The sequence below is a fragment of the Terriglobia bacterium genome (assembly GCA_020072645.1).
Taxonomy (GTDB): Bacteria; Acidobacteriota; Terriglobia; order Terriglobales; family Acidobacteriaceae; genus Angelobacter.
On sequence record JAIQGK010000012.1, the window covers coordinates 330,290 to 347,105 of the forward strand.

The following is a 16,816-nucleotide window of genomic DNA, read 5'->3' on the forward strand; positions in this document are numbered from 1 at the left end:
CGACAAATGCTGCAGGACAAGGTAGCAACCGCAAAGAAGATCGATGCATTCCTGAAGAACGTTATTTCTTCAGGCGCGTTCAAATTGAAGTACCGCATCACGGTGAATCCCCCCATCGCCCAGGAAGGGGAGACGCCTGACATCCTTGTGGAATTTGCCGGCCCTGACAGCCAACTGCTACTGGAGCGCGGGGGAGAGGTTTTGCGGTCCTTTGAAGTCCTGACCCATGAATCGCTCCACCTGCATGCTGAAGACCATGACAAAGTCAGCTTTGACTGCAAGGGATATCGTGCCGCCCGCCAGCAGGAATTGAAGCTGGCCGCCAAGGTGGCGGCTGACCGCGTATTGCAGAGCGGAGTGCCCTATTCTTTTGCGCCCATGTCATCACGCGAGCGCCGTTTGATTCATCTGGCGTTTCGCGACCACGCTTCCCTGATAACACAGAGTGAAGGCGAAGGCGGACGCCGGTATGTGGTGCTTTATCCCAAGGATTACAAGCCGGCGCGGCCTCGCCGGTAACAGTTTTCATCCCCAAATCACGCTGCTATACCAACCGCATTCAGCTATGATGTGCGTGGAATCGCTCGCCCGAAGCGCATTTTCTCGGGTAGTTATTGAGGGATGGCTTGTCGGCGTTGGATCGGTTTTGAAACCAAAGTGACAGGAAAATAAAACTTTTATGTCTACAACCGTGACGATGATCGGTGAAGTTCCCATCTTTGGATTGCTGGACGACGAAGAACGCGAAGCTCTGGCCCAGCTTATGGATTGCCGCGACTTCAAAGCAGGTGAAACTATTTTTTATTATGGCGATGCCGGCGGCGAGATTTTTATCCTGCGGACCGGACGAGTTGAGCTTTTCATTGAAAGCACGGAAGGACAAAAGATTGTTCTCTCAGAAAATGAGATGGGCGACGTGATCGGCGAGCTTTCATTTCTTGATGGCGGCGCGCGCACCGGCACCGCCGTAGCCAGCGAACCGACTGAAATGCTGGTCATGCATCGCGACCGTTTGCTCGAGTTTATCGATAAGCATCCGCACGCCGCTATGGACCTGCTCACCGCTGTGGGCCGCCGCCTGCGCGCTACCGACGAGCTTCTGCGCACACAGGTTTCCCGCAATCCCAACCTGGAAGAAGAAGAACGGCTGACTTTTGGTCAGCGCATCGCGGACAAAGTCGCGGCTTTTGGCGGTTCGTGGACTTTTATCATCCTCTTTGGAGTTGTTCTTGCCATCTGGGTCATTCTTAATTCGACGGCGCTGCTCCGGGACCACTTTGATCCGTACCCTTATATTTTGTTGAATTTATTTCTATCGATGATCGCCTCCGTTCAGGCGCCTGTGATCATGATGTCGCAAAACAGACTGTCATCCAAAGACCGATTGAAGTCGGACCTGGATTTTGCGGTGAACCTGAAGGCCGAATTGGAAGTGGCCCATCTTCATCGCAAAGTTGACCATATTTACGAGCGGCTTGAAGACCATTTTGCGCGGCTGGAGCGGAAAGGCAGCAATTAGCAATTGCAATTAGCTTTTCTGAAGTCCCCGAACCCGCAACCAACACCGAGGTGTGGTTCTTTTGGGATCGCAAATGAAGCGGGTGAGGGATTCCTACCGCCACTGAAATCTTGAAGGTTCATGATTTCGCGTAGCCTGCTTAAAGGCGATCCTGTGAGAACATCGTAGCTATATGGATCCCTCCCCTTCGGCAAGCTCAGGGTCGGGACTTCAGAAAACAAGCTGATTGCTCCAATGAACCTGGACGATACCATCGTCGCAATTGCCACGCCGCCCGGCCGCGGTGGCATTGGCGTGGTTCGCCTTGCTGGCGCGGAAGCGCGCACGATCGCCGGCCCAATGCTGAGGCTGAAGCATGAGCTTGCCGCGGGGCGTGCCGTGTTTGGCGAAGTGATTGAACCTGCCACGGGCGAACGGATCGACGAAGCAGTGGTTACTTTTTTCGCCAAGCCGCATTCTTACACCGCGGACGACGTTATAGAAATCTCCGCACACGGCGCGCCGGTTGTGCTGCGGCATATTGTTGAACTGGCCACAAGCCGCGGCGCGCGCCTGGCTGAGCCCGGGGAGTTCACCATGCGTGCATTCCTCAACGGCCGCATTGATCTCACCCAGGCTGAGGCGGTCCGCGACCTGATTGAGTCGCAAACGCTGTATCAGGCCAAAGTCGCGGCGCAACAGCTGGAAGGTTCGCTTTCACGCCGATTGCAGCCGATCAAGCGCAAGCTGGTCGAGTTGGTGGCGGTGATGGAAGCGGGCATCGACTTTGCTGAAGACGATGTTTCGGTGCTGCCGCCCGCTGAGATTTTGTTGCGTCTGGAAGAAGTGCAGATTCCGCTTGAACAGCTGCGCGCGTCTTTTGCTTACGGGAAGATCGTGCATGAAGGCCTCACACTCGCAATCGTAGGACGGCCAAACGTGGGCAAGTCAAGCCTGTTCAACAGGCTGGTGGAGCGAGAGAGGGCCATTGTGACCGCCACGCCCGGCACCACGCGCGATCTGGTCACGGAAACCGTCGCTCTGGGCGGCATTCCCATCAAGTTGATCGATACGGCAGGCATACGCCACTCCACAGACGAAGCCGAGAGCATCGGTATCCGCAAGTCGTATGAAGCGCTGAGCGAGGCCGATCTGGTGCTGGTGGTGCTCGATAGCACGCAGGAACTTTCTGCCGAAGATCGCGAGCTATTGGATGTTAGCGCCAAGCGCCGCGCGCTGGCCGTAGCCAACAAGTCTGATCTTGCTCCCGATGGCCAGCCCGCGCTGACCGAAATGAAGATATTCAGCACTTCGGCGGTCACCGGCGCCGGCATCAATGAGCTTCGTGCGGCGATCCTTGAAGAAGTCGCTGGCCACTCCGTGCGAGGGGAACAGGAAACCGGCTTTCTGACAAACATCCGCCACCAGCGGCTGGTGGAAGAATCGCTCAGCTGTATTGAAGCCGCATGCCACGCGGTGACGCGAAGCATTCCGCATGAAATGATCATGCTCGATCTTTATGGCGCGTTGCGCCCATTGGATGCCATCACAGGCGAGACCACGACCGATGACATCCTGAATTTGATCTTCAGCAGTTTTTGTATTGGAAAGTAGCTAAAGAGATTATTTTCGCTTCAGGAGCGTTAGAATGTCGCCCATCGGGGCAACTAGGGTATGGCACAGATCCAAAGCAGACTGGAGCGCCTGAACATTGCCGCAAGGGCTATGGTGGGGGAACATGCCTTTAATGTCGAGCGACTCTCCTGGACTGCAATAGCCGGACTAGTTGTTTTTTGGGCGGTTAGATCGACAGCTTCTGCGCCTGGGACTCTTGGCCTTCGAATCAACGCAGCAGTTTCTGTGATCATCGTTCTTTTTTTTTGGCTGAACTGGCGTTACGCGTTCCATGCTCTCGCCCTGGGCTGGGCTGCCGGCGGCTTCGCGATGTTCTGGTTTTACATCCCGCACCCGCATACTGTCACTGCCTGGACCCTGCGGTGCACTCTTCCCCTAGTTTGCATGCGTATGGTCTATCGCGAACTGGAGCTCGGGATTCCTTATGCTAAGGCTCGCGGCAGAGGATGGGAAACGGAGCGATCGCAGGTACACGAGTGGTTCAAGCTGCTGATGGACCAGAACTCTTCGTCATCGACCGTGGAAGTTTCCTCGCGAGGTTTTTGGAGCTTGTCCACCTATCGGCTGATCTTGCTGGGTGATTGCTGGGCCATCGCAAAATTTACGACCGGGGACCACATTCTGTTGGGTTTCAGGGTTTTCGCCCGAAGCGCGGTTTGTGCTGCCCAGGGCTTAGATGGAAAACTTGCGCTCTATTTCGGGAGTGAAAAGATCAGACAAGCATCGCTTACGCCGGAAATGCTGCATCGCCTATTACAACTCGCCGAGCCAGCCGACAGCGTGCCGCAGTTATAGCAAACCCAAGAAGCTATTGCGAAAGAACTGAGACGCTCAATATCCCGGCGATCTCTGCCGGATCGTCTCGCCCTTTTAGAAAGGTGACGCCCGGCAGCTTGGCGTAAGTGTTGGCCAGGCGGATTTCTTTTACTTCAAAGAAGCGAGTCCCGTCACGGCCAATGCGCTCATCATACGTTACGCCGGTCAGATAATACGGATGCCCGCGCCACAGCAGCAGCGTTACTTGTTGCTGTTTCAAGTCGGCAATTACGGGATCGATATTCACCGGAGGCCCAGGCACGAACTGAATTTCCAGGCGAACGTGGCGGCCATCGTCTAAAACAAAGTCATGGTTCACCACCAGCTTCAGAGCGTCGATGCTTGGCGTGTCGTCCACACACAGCTCGCCGCCATTCAGGCGCATGACCCAGAAACTCTGGTCCAGCGGAATATTCTGCCGCTGAAGCATTGTCTCCAAACCCGCGGCCACGGCCCAGTTTTCGCAGTTTTGTTTTGCTGTATTCAGCTTGGTTTCTGCGGCAAGGTCGGCGGTCTGGTCGGGCTTGAGATAGTACTGCTGCCGTTGTTTCTGGCCGACTGCTTGCAATAACATCGTGATCAGCAAGAAAAAGACTGCGAAATGTGATCTGCCTCGCATGGCTAATGCAAGTGTAAGCTGACTTGGCTGCCATTCATCGGCAAGATTTGGCGGAAGTTCTTACTTTGCCAATGCGGCCATAGCCTTACGGAAGAGCGAATCGAAGCTCTGGTTGGAAACATCGCCCAGCTTGGCCAGCGCTCGCTCTGCGAGAGGCCGCTGATAACCCAGGTTGACCAGCGCGGAGATCACGTCTTCTTCTACTGGCGAGGCGGTAGTGACGGTATCCGGCGGGACGCCGAAGGCATCCAGCTTGTCACGCAATTCCAGAACCATACGCTCAGCGGTTTTTTTGCCAATCCCAGGAACGCGCGTGAGGGCGGCCACGTTATTGCCCTTGATGGCGGCTATCATCGCGTCCACGGGCATGCCGCTCAGGATAGTAATGGCCAGTTTGGGGCCAATCCCGCTCACGCTCAGCAGCTTTTCAAAAAGTTGTTTCTCGCCTGCGCGCAGAAAACCGAAGAGAGCCAGCGTATCTTCCCGCACATGGGTATGGATGAAGAATGAAACTTCAACACTCAATGCCGGTAGTTCAGAAAAAGTAGGGACGCTGATGGTTACGTCATAGCCCACGCCGCCAGCCTCGACAATCGCCTGGTTCGGGTGCTTCGAGATAAGCTTGCCTCTTAGGTGCGCTATCATTTGTTTTTGTCGCTACGCTCCAACCGCTCAACATCCTCGTATTTGACCAGAGCAATCTGCTCCTGATGCCGCGCTCTCGGCACGCGAGTCAGCCTCACGCGATGACAACTGGCCTGGTCGCTGCGCTCCACACCGCTCCACATCTTGGTTTCAATTGAATCGCACTGCACCTGTGGAAGCGCGCTCGGGCACGCAAGCCGGCCTCGCGCGGAGGGTGAAAAGACAATGTTGCGAACGTTACCAGTTTGGCCCGCGATGTTTCACCTTTAACTCCTGCGCTTGTAAAAAATATTGAACTGGAATCCCGGGTTCGGCGGAAACAACGCAGCAACTTTCTTCAAGCGTTCAGCCAGAGCCGACGGCGCCAGCAGCGGGTAATCGCGTTCACGCAGCTCGTAATAATCCACATCCAGGCAAAGCGAGAGCAGGTAAATGGCGATGGAGTCGCAAAACGTGGCAGCCAGATAGTCTGACTTGGCTTTTTCGTCCACGCGGTCTGAAGATCCGGCCATTTTGCGAAATTCATGAGCGTCAAGGCTTGTCTCACCGCGGACGTTGGCTTGCGCCTGAGACCAGACAAGCTCAGCAAATTCCGGGGACATGCCGGCTTTGTCCACGAATGCGTGGCCTACATTGATATAAAACTCAAACGCAATGGCGAATCGTTCATCGAGCAGCCGGGTGGAGATAAAGACGCACTGCGAGTTGCCGGAATCGATATTGCGATGGCAGATTGCTCCTTCTGGCGGCGCGCCGTCAAAGCGTTCGGCGACCAGGGTTTTGTCGCCATCGCTAATGGCGAGCGGCACAAAATAGAAGGCCTTGCGCTCCAGCGCGGCCGCAATCGGGCGCGGCACAGCGCCGATGATCCGCTCCAGATCGTCGGAAGGAAGCATGACCTCGCCCGACGTGGTATAGCAGATACCGTTGGGTGCCTGGTTGACTCGCGCGTCGCGAATAATTTCCTGCGCGGTGCGGAGTTGCGCATTGACTGCCTGACTCACGTTATTATTCTAACGTACACTTGATTTATCGGAAGCAATGGGTCCTTTATGAACAAATTCTTTTTGAGTGCCGGGATCGGTCTTGTTTCTGGCGTAATCACCTTCTTTCTCTCCGTGGCGTTCCTGTGCTTTGTGCTGCTGGCGCTCAGGGCGGCAAGCCACACCACTCCGGACATGACGCTGGCTTACAAAGCCGCTGTCCCGGTGGCGATCTTAGGCGCAATTTGCGGTTTTACCATCGCGCTGATCCGCGTAGGCCGGCCACGGGCGGCTCGCTAGCAACTCAACAAATCTTCACTCATCATTGTTTGACCGCGTCCGGCGATGCGATTACACTTCTCTGCCCGCCATTCTGGCCCACATCAAGGAGAAATAATGCCAATCGTCAAGCGCCTTATCTCGTTTATTGCGGTACTCTCGCTGGCCATCGCGCTCAATTGCAGCGCCCAGGAGAAAGTTGATCTGGATGCGATCAGCAAGATCCGCTATGAAGGTTTTCATAACTCCAAGATCATGGAGATCGCCAGCGGATTGATGGACCAGATTGGCGCGCGCTTGACCGGCTCTCCCAACATGCACAAGGCGAATGAATGGACCCGCGACAAGCTGAAGGAGTTTGGGCTGGTCAACTCGCATCTTGAGCCGTGGGAACCTTTCGGTCGCGGCTGGGCCAATGAATATGTAAATGTGCGCATGGTGTCCCCAGATACGGCGCCGCTTATCGCGTATGCCAAGGCATGGACGCCAGGCACGAATGGCACGGTCCGCGGCAGCGTTGTTCGAGTGAATATCCGCGGCCCACAGGATATTGCGAAATACAAAGGCAAGCTGGCGGGCAAGATCGTGCTTTTCGGAGACGATCCGGAGGTAAAGCCTTCAGTAGAGCCCCTTTCAGAACGGCTGAATGAAAAGTCATTGGCGGATATAGCGAATTACCAGATTCCCAGTGAGCGGAATGAGGCCCGCTTCCGTGAATTTCTCCAGCGCGCACGCCTGCAACGGCAGCTCAACAAATTTTTCGACGACGAAAAGCCTCTTGCGGTGATCGACCACAGCCGTGGCACGCTCGGCGGCGGGACGGTGTTTGTACAGCAAGGCGGCTCATACAAAGTGGGGCAGACTGCCGGTACTCCGCAAATCACGCTGGCCACCGAACATTGGACTCGTATTGCGCGCATCCTGGCCGCCAAGAAAGACGTGGAACTTGAACTGAACGTAAAGAATAATTTCTATGACGGGCCCGAGGCCATGACGCAGAATGACACCATCGCGGAAATTCCCGGCACGGACAAGAAAGATGAAGTGGTAATGCTGGGCGCGCATCTTGATTCCTGGCACAGCGGCACCGGCGCCACGGACAATGGCGCAGGATCAATCGTAATGATGGAAGCTGTGCGCATCCTGAAAGCGCTTGACCTCAAGCCGCGCCGCACGATTCGCATCGGCCTCTGGAGCGGTGAAGAGCAAGGCCTGCTGGGCTCAGAATGGTATGTGGCGCATCACTTTGGTTCGCGACCGGAGTCAAAAGACCCTGAGCGCAAAGGCGATCCTTCCGTCCGGCGCCGTGAGAACGGCCCTATGTCTATCAAGCCTGAGCAGGCAAAGGTTTCCGTCTATTTCAACGTGGACAACGGCTCCGGCAAGATTCGCGGCGTCTTTATGCAGGAAAATGCCGCTGTCCAGCCCATCTTTGAAGCCTGGATGAAGCCTTTCCACGATCTTGGCATGGATACTTTGACCATGCGCAACACCGGCGGCACTGACCATCTCTCTTTCGATGCGGTCGGCATCCCCGGATTCCAGTTCATACAGGACCCGCTGGACTACGACACACGCACGCACCACTCCAACATGGACGTCTATGACCGCTTGCAACCGGAAGACTTGAAGCAGATGGCCGTGATCGTGGCGTCATTTGTTTATATGGCGGCGCAGCGTGACCAGATGTTCCCGCGCAAGCCGATCGAGAAAGAGCTGCCGCCAACCCCTCCGGCGCAAGACGACGAAAACGCTGCTCCGGCTTCGCCGGTAACAAATCCTGCGGTCGCGGATCGTCCGCAGCGGCCTCGGCCAGCGGAGGAACGACCACGCGCGCAGCCCAGCCCGACTCCGAAGCCGTAACGTTGGCCACAAAGCTTCGTGGTAGGTGCAAAGCTTGGAAAACGGCGATTGTTGCGACTCGAAAATCTAGAGGGTGGAGACGTAGCACTGCTACGTCTCCACTGCAGCTACTGTGTTCTAGCTGAACTGCGGATCAGGGCAAATCTGCGGCTAAAAGCTTTCCTCCGTGCCTCCGTTCTCCCGTGGTGAGGTTTGGGCTTTTCCTTCCTTCGCGCCCTTTGCGGTAAAAGCCCAAACACGCGATACTTGATCTAACGTGTCTGACTTCCTCAACAAGCTCAATCCCCAGCAGCGCCAAGCGGTGGAAGCCGTTGACGGGCCGCTGCTTATTCTGGCTGGCGCGGGCAGCGGCAAGACCCGTGTAATTACCTATCGCATTGTGCATCTGATTGAGAATAAGGGTGTTGAGCCGGATTCCATCCTGGCTGTTACGTTCACGAACAAAGCTTCGGCAGAGATGGCGGAGCGCGTTGGCAGCATGCTGGGTGGCAGGACGCTACGCAAACCGCTGATCGCCACATTCCATTCTTTTTGCGTGCGGGTCCTTCGCCGCGATATCGAGGAAATGAAAATCGGGGGCGCGGGCTACAAGAAAGATTTCGCCATCTATGACGAATCCGACCAGCAGGCTGTGGTCAAGGGTGTGATGCGCCGGCTGGGTCTGGACGACAAGCAGCTCAAGCCGAGTGCCGTGCTTTCACGGATTTCATGGGCCAAGAACCACATGCTTGATCCGCAGGAGCTGTATCTGCAATCGGCTGATCCAATCACGGAAAAGATTGCGCATATTTTTGAGGAGTACCGCAAGGAACTGCGCAAGTGCAACGCGCTGGATTTTGATGATCTGCTGCTGGAAACGGTGCGGCTGCTCAAGTCGTCGGCCACCACGCGTGAGCGTTACCAGCGGCGTTACCAATACATGCTGATTGATGAATACCAGGACACGAACCGTCCGCAGTATGAGCTGATCAAGCTGCTGGCCGGGCCGGACCACAATGTCTGCGTGGTGGGCGATGAAGACCAGTCAATTTATTCCTGGCGAGGCGCGGACATACGCAACATCCTGGAATTTGAAAAAGATTTTCCTGAAGCAAGGATTATCCGGCTCGAACAGAACTACCGCTCGACGCAGGCGATATTGGAAGCCGCGTCAGCGGTTGTGTCGAACAACCTGAAACGCAAAGGCAAGACACTTTGGACCGCGCGCCAGGGCGGCAACAAGATTGGCTATTACGAAGCGCCCGACGGCGAAAATGAATCGCTCTTTGCCGCCGACTATATTTCGCGCTATCTCAAGAAAATGAAAGAAGAAGGCGCGGAAGATGTTCGCGTGGCCGTGTTGTACCGGCTCAATTCCCAATCGCGTTTGATTGAAGAAGCCATGCGGCGCTACCAGCTTCCGTATCAGGTTGTGGGCGGTTTTTCTTTCTATGAGCGCGCCGAGATCAAGGACATGATCAGCTACCTGAAACTGATCAACAATCCCCAGGACTCCATCGCTTTGCTGCGCGTGATCAATACTCCAACGCGCGGCATTGGCAAATCGACCATTGAAACGCTGGAGCGGCTTTCTCTGGAGACAGGAATGTCGCTATGGTCGGCGATTAGCGAAGCTATCGACCGCAGACTGTTGCCACAGCGTGCTTGTGCGGCATTGAAGAGCTTTAAAGACCTGATTGAAGACGCTCGGGCCATGCTGTTGGGGACTTTTGCTGAACGTGTGGCGGAAACCTCACAAATCCACCACGGAGACGCGGAGGCGCGGAGAGAATCAGTAGAAGAAATAGATGCGGATGTATCGTTCGAGCCCGCACAACTGGGAGAGAACATCAGTTTCGATTTTGGCGCGAATGACGAGCCGGAAGCGGAAGAAATAAAAGCCAGCCAGGATGTAACCGAATCCGTGGCCGAAGGCGAGAAGGCAGAAGCCGTAGAAGGCTTTCGCGCACCAGGCGGTACCGCCTCGATCCCTGAAATTCTCAAGTTTCTGATCGACCGCACGGGATACATCAAGCAACTGGAAGAAGAAAACACGCCGGACTCGCTGGCGCGTATCGATAACCTGCGCGAATTGGTGAATGCCGCCATGGATTCGCGCGATCGAGGCGAGACGCTGGCGGAATTCCTGGACCACGCCGCGCTGGTGAGTGACGTGGACACATACGATCCGCGCGGCACGGTCACGCTAATGACGTTGCACTCGGCCAAGGGGCTGGAGTTCGGTCTGGTATTTCTGGTTGGCATGGAAGAAGGGCTGTTTCCGCATTCACGCGCCTTTAATGATCCTGATCAGATGGAAGAAGAGCGCAGGCTTTGCTATGTGGGCATGACGCGCGCTATGGACCATTTGGTGCTCAGCAATGCGCGCTATCGCCGTCGCTATGGCACAGACATGCCGGATGCCACCGTGCCCTCGAGGTTTCTGGAGGAAGTGCCGCCGCAGTTGCTGGAAGAGCTAGGCACTTCGTCGCGGGCGCGCCAAGCTGCTTCGTATCAAAGCGCTGACCATGGCGAGCGCCATTACAGCTATGAAGATGAAGACCAGAGCGTGACATCGTACGGATCCAAACCCCGGGGCCCCCGGACGGCGCCTTTGCGCGGGTCGGGGTCGAACGGCGGATATACTGGTCCCAAGTACAATTCCATTGACAACATTGCCGACTTCTTTGCTTCGCGCGGCAAGAAGTTCAACCGGCCACAGATTCCGGTGGAGAAGGCGGCGGGCGGCAGCTCTTTTCGTCCCGGCCAGCGCGTGAAACATCCGAAATATGGCGAGGGAGTGGTGTATCGGCGCGAAGGTGAAGGAGAAAGCGCTAAGATTACGGTACAATTTCCACGATTCGGATTGAAAAAGCTGGTGGAAAAGTACGCGCACCTGGAGCGAGCGTAAAGCTTCTTCGCAACATATCTTTAAAATTTAGAAACAGGAAATAGGACAGGTACATGGCAAATACGAAGACATTGAGCAAGGAAGAACGCAAGAAATCAAAGCGCACGGCGCGCAAAAAGCAGGCGCCCAAGAAGCCCCGCGAATATCCGCGCGGCTCCAAAAAGCCCAAGATGAAGAAGATGGCTCGCGGCACGGCCAAGCGCTAAGCATCTGATGACGGCGTAGAGGCGCCCTGGTGCGCTTTTACGCCGCGCTTCTGCGCCGCATCGTGTATTTCCAGGACCATTACTTGCGTCTCTCTTAAGGAGGCCTTTCTGGCCAGCCAACTCTTCGCCAAGAAGTCCATTGACAAGCTGATTTCTGACTCGGAAAGGCCGGGGCATCGCCTGCCCAAGTCACTCGGACCGTGGTCACTCACGGCTCTTGGCATCGGCGCGATCATTGGTTCGGGAATTTTTGTACTGACCGGGACAGCTGCGGCTGGAGAGTTTTCCACTCCGTCCCTGCTGCACGCTCAGGTGCTGGATGTCTTCCAGAACCTGTTTCAGCATGGGAACCTTTCCGGTGTGCTTCTGCACGGACGGCCGCCGGCCGGTCCGGCAATCGCTATCTCATTTCTTCTCGTAGCGATTGCCTGCAGTTTTGCTGGACTGTGTTATGCCGAGCTTGCCTCGATGATACCGATTGCGGGCAGCGCGTATACGTATTCTTACGCAACTTTGGGTGAATTGATCGCATGGATCATTGGCTGGGACCTGATTCTGGAATATGCGGTGAGCAACGTGGCCGTAGCAGTTGGCTTTGGCGGATACTTGAAAGCGCAGCTGACTTCCTTTGGACTCCACATTCCAGATAACTGGTCTTCGCCTGTATGGACGGGGGGCCATTGGTCGGGCGCTTACTTCAATGTGCCGGCTTTTCTCATCGTTTTCATTTTGACTGTGCTTCTGGTGTGGGGCATTCGCGAATCGGCGGGGGCCAACAACATCATGGTGCTGGTAAAGATCGGCGCCATTATTACGTTCCTGGTGGTTGGTGGAATGCTGGTGAACCGTGCGAACTGGCATCCATTTGCGCCGTCTGGATTTGCGGGAGTGATTTCCGGTGGAGCGATCATTTTCTTTACCTATATTGGCTTCGATTCGGTATCAACCGCAGCCGAAGAAGCCAAAAATCCGCAGAAAGATATTCCCTTCGGAATCATCGCGTCCCTGATCATTTGCACGGTCCTTTATATCGGCGTGGCGCTGGTGCTGCTGGGAATGCAGAAATACAGCATCTTTGCCACCAACGCCGATGCAGCTTCCGCGCCTGTGGCATACGCGCTGCAACAAATGGGGACAAGCCGCTTCTTTCAGGCTGTGATTGTGATTGGCGCACTGACGGGAATGATTTCCTCCCTGCTGGTCTTTCAGTATGGCCAGACCAGAATCTGGTTTGCCATGTCGCGCGACGGCCTGCTACCAAAACTGTTTTCGGATCTGTGCCGGTTTGAGACGCCGCACTGGTCAACCTGGATTGCTGGAGCGGCTGTCGGCATTCCTGCCGGGTTAGTGGACATCGGCGAAGCGGCCGATCTTTCCAACATTGGAACGCTTTTCGCTTTTGTGCTTGTCTCGCTCGGCGTGCTGTTTCTGCGCAAGGCGCAACCAGACCGCCAGCGAGGATTCAAGGTCCCCTGGGTGCCACTCTTTCCTATCATCTCTGTGGTGCTATGCGTTTCATTGATGGCGGGCCTCCTGGTGATTACGTGGCTCCGCTTCTTTGGCTGGCTGGCCATCGGCATGGTGATCTATTGGCTTTATAGCCGCCGCCACAGCGAGTTTGCGCCAGCTAACATTCCTGCCGGCAAAGGGTGATGGCTTCTAAATCGTTCATCCAGACGCTCCCGAAAGCGGAACTTCACCTGCACCTGGAAGGCAGTGTTGATCCTGCGACGCTGGCGGAGCTAAGCCGCCGCTACAACACGCCTTTGCCGACTGAAAACAACCGCTATGACATTGCGGGCAGCGGCGACGTGCTTACTGAAGGCGATGTTCGCCGTCTTTATTCTTACAAGGATTTCAATGGCTTTCTGATGGCGTTTAAGTCTGTGACGGAGCGGCTGCGATCGCCGGAAGATTACGAGCTTGTGACCTACCGGCTGATGCAGAAACTGCGGCAGCAGAACATTGTCCATGCTGAAGTGTATGTAAGCGTAGGCGTGATCCGCTGGCGAGGGCAGCCGGTGGAGCCGATTTTTGAAGGCATGGAGCGTGGACGCGAGCGCGGCCAGCGCGACTTTGGCGTGTCACTGCTGTGGATATTTGATGCGGTACGGCACTTTGGCAAGGAAGCGGCAGCAGAAGTTTTTGATCTGGCTGCGCGGCTGCGTGAGCGCAATGTGGTCGCCATCGGTATTGGTGGCGATGAGGCGCGCGGGCCAGCGGAGTGGTTTCGCGATCTTTATAAAAAAGCAGCCGACAATGGCATGCGTCTGACGGCCCACGCGGGAGAGACCACGGGGCCGGAGTCGGTTTGGGGCGCGCTGAATATCGGAGCGGAACGGATTGGGCACGGCCTTTCCGCGGCGAACGATCCGGAATTGCTGGAAGTGATGGCGCAAAAGCAGGTGCCGGTGGAGCTGTGTATTACCAGCAACCTGCGCACGGGCGCATGCAAGGAGTTACAGCAACATCCGGTGCGGAAGTTTTTTGATGAAGGGTTGATGGTTACCCTAAGCACGGACGATCCGGCCATGTTCCAGACCTCGTTGAACAAGGAATTTGAGATCGCGCGGCAGGAATTCAGCTTTACTGAGGAACATCTGCGCGAGCTGGCGCGTAATTCCATTGAAGCGTCTTTTTTGCCGGTGGAGAAGAAGCTGCGCTTTATGCAGCAGATTGATTTTCTGGCATGAGCAAGCATATTGGCATTGTTGGATGCAGCGCGGAAGGCGCGGCGCTCTGCTATCGGACGATCTGCCTGGAGGCGGAGCCGCTGATGGGCAGGCATGCCCACCCTGAAGTGACGATGCATACCATCGCTCTGGCTGAATACATGAAGCCGATTGACGCCGGAGCAGGATGGAAGCCGGTGGCGGAATTAATGTTGCGGTCCGCCGAAGTGCTAAAACGCGCAGGAGCGGACTTCTTGATCTGTCCGGACAACACGATTCATGAAGCCATGCCATTCGTGTTGCCGCGAACGCCACTGCCCTGGCTGCACATTGCAGAAGAAGTCGGCAAGGAAGCAAAGCGTCGCGGCTATAGAAAGCTGGGGATTACCGGAATAAAGTTTTTGGTGAGCGGCCCGGTCTATCCGGAAAAGCTGGAGCAAATGGGCATTGCGTATCTGAGGCCAACGAAGGAGCAGCAGGAACAGATCAATACGATTATTTTTGATGAGCTGGTGCGGGGCGAGCAAACGCCAGAGTCGCTGTTTTACTTTGAGCAGGTGATTGAATCCCTGAAGCTGCAAGGCTGCGACGCCGTGGTGCTGGGATGCACGGAACTTCCCTTGCTCGTCAATGAGAATGAATCGCCGCTGCCGGCGCTGGATTCCACGCGCACGCTGGCACGCGCCGCTTTGCGGCATGCGCTGGCCAAATGAATTGATTGAACAAAGGAGTGGATTGTGAAGTCAGTCAGGAAGGTTTTTTTTGCGGTAATGATGCTTGTGTGTATGTCCGGCTGGGCGCAGACGGAGCTGCAAACACCAGAGCAAGGCGTTTTCAACTTACACAAATTCGAGCAGCTGATTGGCAAAGAAACCTACACGCTGGCCCGCACTCAAGAAGAAGTCACGTTGAAGTCGGATTTCAAGTTTACTGATCGCGGAACAGCGGTTCCACTGACAGCTTCACTCACCATGGCCAAAGATCTCATGCCGCGCGACTTTGAGATCAAAGGGAAGATCTCCCGCTTCTCTTCCATAGAAGATTCGGTGCATGGACGCACCGCGGGTGTCGTGAGCATTCCGCCGGGTGAGAACTTTTTTGATATTCAGGGCTATGCGCCAGTCTCAGTGCAAATGATGTTGGTGCGTTACTGGCGGTCGCACGGCAGCCCAAAGACGCTGAAGACGTTGCCGCGCGGTGAAGTGCAAATCCAGGACCAGGGGACTGAAGAGTTCACCATCGGCGGCCGCAAGGTCCAGCTACACAAACTTTCTATCCGTGGCTTGATCTGGGGTATGGAATCACTGTGGCTGGATTCGCAGGATCATTTGGTGGCGGTGGTGAGTGTGGATGCCGAGATGGACCACTTTGAAGCCGTGGCTGAAGGCTATGAAGACGGTCTAGCGACATTTGTGGCTGGCGCCGCACGTGACGGGATGGCCAACCTGGCCAAGGTCGCGTCAGATTTTACCGGGCAGCCCGCATCGGTAACGGCGATTGTGGGCGGCAGGTTGATTGATGGAACGGGCAAGCCGGCGATCGACAATTCTGTAGTAATTTTAAAAGACGGGAAGATTGCGGCCGCGGGACCAGCGGCCAGCACTCCCGTTCCGCAAGGCGCGCAAATTGTGGACGCGCATGGCAAGAGCGTGCTGCCGGGTCTATGGGAGATGCACGCGCACTTTGAGCAAGTGGAGTGGGGACCGATTTATCTTGCGACGGGCGTTACCACGGCGCGCGACGTTGGCAATGAACGAGAATTTATTGTCGCGGCGCGCGATGCCATAGCCGATGGCAAAGGCATTGGGCCCAGGCTGGTGATGGCGGGCGTGGTAGATGGCAGCGGACCGTTTTCGCTGGGCGTAATTCGCGTCGATACACCTGAGCAGGCCCGCGAGCAGGTACAAAAATACAAAGCCGCCGGCTTCCAGCAGATCAAAATATATAGTTCGGTGAAACCTGACATCCTGAAAATTGTTACGGCTGAAGCGCATCGGCTGGGCATGACCGTGACGGGACACATTCCGTTCGGCATGAATGCCATTCAGGGAATTGAAGACGGCATGGACCAGATCAACCATGCGGAATATCTGACCAAAATTATGGTGGATCCCAAATCGCAGACCATCGATCCCGATGCGCCGAATGTGAAGAAAGTAATCAAGCTGCTGCTGGAACATCATATTGTTGTTGATGACACTCTGGCGCTGATGGAAGTGATTTTGCATCCTCTGGACCATCCTATTTCTGCCTTTGAACCCGGAATCTTGAAAGTTGCGCCGGAGCTGAAAGAAGCACTGGAGACCATGGGAGCGCCACCGCCCAGGGCGGAGCAGTCCGCAGCGACGTTTCGCGCCATGATGGCGACGGTGCGCGTACTTCATCAGGCAGGTGTGCCGATTGTTTCCGGAACAGACCAGACGGTGCCTGGCTTTAGCCTGGATCGCGAAATTGAACTTCACGTTCAGGCAGGGTTCACGCCGATGGAAGCTATCCAATCAGCGACCGTTGTGGCCGCCCGCGCAATGGGCATGGAGAAAGACTCAGGGACAATTGAGGCCGGAAAGCGTGCCGATGTGATCGTGGTGGATGGAAACCCACTGGAAAATATCAGCGACATCCGCAAAGTGAGCACGGTGTTTGCGGCTGGGAAAATGTATCAGCCGGCGGCTTTGTGGAGTGCGGTTGGATTTAAGCCGTAGAGTAGAGG

Annotated in this window: 15 protein-coding genes; 12 read left to right on the forward strand and 3 right to left on the reverse strand. The window is 55.7% G+C overall.

Annotated features, from left to right (window positions below; translation table 11 throughout):
- Positions 1 to 6: 6 nt before the first annotated feature.
- The 4 genes from LAO76_17945 to LAO76_17960 all read left to right on the forward strand — a co-directional run bounded on the left by LAO76_17945 (position 7) and on the right by LAO76_17960 (position 3,928).
- On the forward strand, positions 7 to 519 hold the full coding sequence (locus LAO76_17945; protein ID MBZ5492809.1) for a single-stranded DNA-binding protein: 513 nt from the start codon (positions 7 to 9) through the stop codon (positions 517 to 519).
- A 160-nt stretch (positions 520 to 679) separates the two neighbouring features.
- A complete protein-coding gene (locus LAO76_17950; protein ID MBZ5492810.1) occupies positions 680 to 1,519 on the forward strand; it encodes a DUF1003 domain-containing protein in 840 nt (279 codons plus the stop codon).
- 234 nt (positions 1,520 to 1,753) lie between these two features.
- The gene (gene mnmE / locus LAO76_17955; protein ID MBZ5492811.1) at positions 1,754 to 3,112 is read left to right on the forward strand and encodes a tRNA uridine-5-carboxymethylaminomethyl(34) synthesis GTPase MnmE; all 1,359 of its coding nucleotides are present in this window, start codon (positions 1,754 to 1,756) and stop codon (positions 3,110 to 3,112) included.
- A 246-nt stretch (positions 3,113 to 3,358) separates the two neighbouring features.
- Entirely contained in the window at positions 3,359 to 3,928 is a 570-nt protein-coding gene (locus tag LAO76_17960) for a hypothetical protein (protein MBZ5492812.1), read from the forward strand.
- A gap of 13 nt (positions 3,929 to 3,941) precedes the next feature.
- Here the strand turns inward: LAO76_17960 and LAO76_17965 are convergent, their stop codons facing one another.
- The 3 genes from LAO76_17965 to LAO76_17975 all read right to left on the reverse strand — a co-directional run bounded on the left by LAO76_17965 (position 3,942) and on the right by LAO76_17975 (position 6,217).
- On the reverse strand, positions 3,942 to 4,523 hold the full coding sequence (locus tag LAO76_17965; protein ID MBZ5492813.1) for a hypothetical protein: 582 nt from the start codon (positions 4,521 to 4,523) through the stop codon (positions 3,942 to 3,944).
- A 105-nt stretch (positions 4,524 to 4,628) separates the two neighbouring features.
- Positions 4,629 to 5,213, reverse strand: coding sequence for a Holliday junction branch migration protein RuvA (ruvA, locus tag LAO76_17970; protein ID MBZ5492814.1), 585 nt, complete (start codon positions 5,211 to 5,213; stop codon positions 4,629 to 4,631).
- Between the two features lie 266 nt (positions 5,214 to 5,479).
- Positions 5,480 to 6,217: a hypothetical protein gene (locus tag LAO76_17975; GenBank protein ID MBZ5492815.1), complete on the reverse strand. Its 738-nt coding sequence runs from the start codon at positions 6,215 to 6,217 to the stop codon at positions 5,480 to 5,482.
- A 48-nt stretch (positions 6,218 to 6,265) separates the two neighbouring features.
- Here LAO76_17975 and LAO76_17980 point away from each other — a divergent pair, with 48 nt between their 5' ends.
- The 8 genes from LAO76_17980 (at position 6,266) to LAO76_18015 (ending at position 16,808) form a co-directional block, all read left to right on the forward strand.
- Positions 6,266 to 6,496: a hypothetical protein gene (locus LAO76_17980; protein MBZ5492816.1), complete on the forward strand. Its 231-nt coding sequence runs from the start codon at positions 6,266 to 6,268 to the stop codon at positions 6,494 to 6,496.
- Between the two features lie 96 nt (positions 6,497 to 6,592).
- Positions 6,593 to 8,338 carry a M20/M25/M40 family metallo-hydrolase gene (locus LAO76_17985; protein ID MBZ5492817.1) on the forward strand — a complete coding sequence of 582 codons (1,746 nt, stop codon included), beginning with the start codon at positions 6,593 to 6,595 and terminating at the stop codon, positions 8,336 to 8,338.
- A 256-nt stretch (positions 8,339 to 8,594) separates the two neighbouring features.
- On the forward strand, positions 8,595 to 11,228 hold the full coding sequence (locus tag LAO76_17990; protein ID MBZ5492818.1) for a UvrD-helicase domain-containing protein: 2,634 nt from the start codon (positions 8,595 to 8,597) through the stop codon (positions 11,226 to 11,228).
- A 53-nt stretch (positions 11,229 to 11,281) separates the two neighbouring features.
- Positions 11,282 to 11,434 (forward strand): hypothetical protein, encoded by a 153-nt coding sequence (locus LAO76_17995; GenBank protein ID MBZ5492819.1) that lies wholly within the window; start codon positions 11,282 to 11,284, stop codon positions 11,432 to 11,434.
- Between the two features lie 180 nt (positions 11,435 to 11,614).
- A complete protein-coding gene (locus LAO76_18000; protein ID MBZ5492820.1) occupies positions 11,615 to 13,087 on the forward strand; it encodes an amino acid permease in 1,473 nt (490 codons plus the stop codon).
- A complete protein-coding gene (add, locus tag LAO76_18005; GenBank protein MBZ5492821.1) occupies positions 13,087 to 14,127 on the forward strand; it encodes an adenosine deaminase in 1,041 nt (346 codons plus the stop codon). Before LAO76_18000 ends, add begins: the two co-directional genes overlap by 1 nt.
- Entirely contained in the window at positions 14,124 to 14,819 is a 696-nt protein-coding gene (locus tag LAO76_18010; protein MBZ5492822.1) for an amino acid racemase, read from the forward strand. Before add ends, LAO76_18010 begins: the two co-directional genes overlap by 4 nt.
- A 273-nt stretch (positions 14,820 to 15,092) precedes the next feature.
- Positions 15,093 to 16,808, forward strand: a complete 1,716-nt coding sequence (locus LAO76_18015) for an amidohydrolase family protein (protein ID MBZ5492823.1) — start codon at positions 15,093 to 15,095, stop codon at positions 16,806 to 16,808.
- Positions 16,809 to 16,816: the final 8 nt, after the last annotated feature.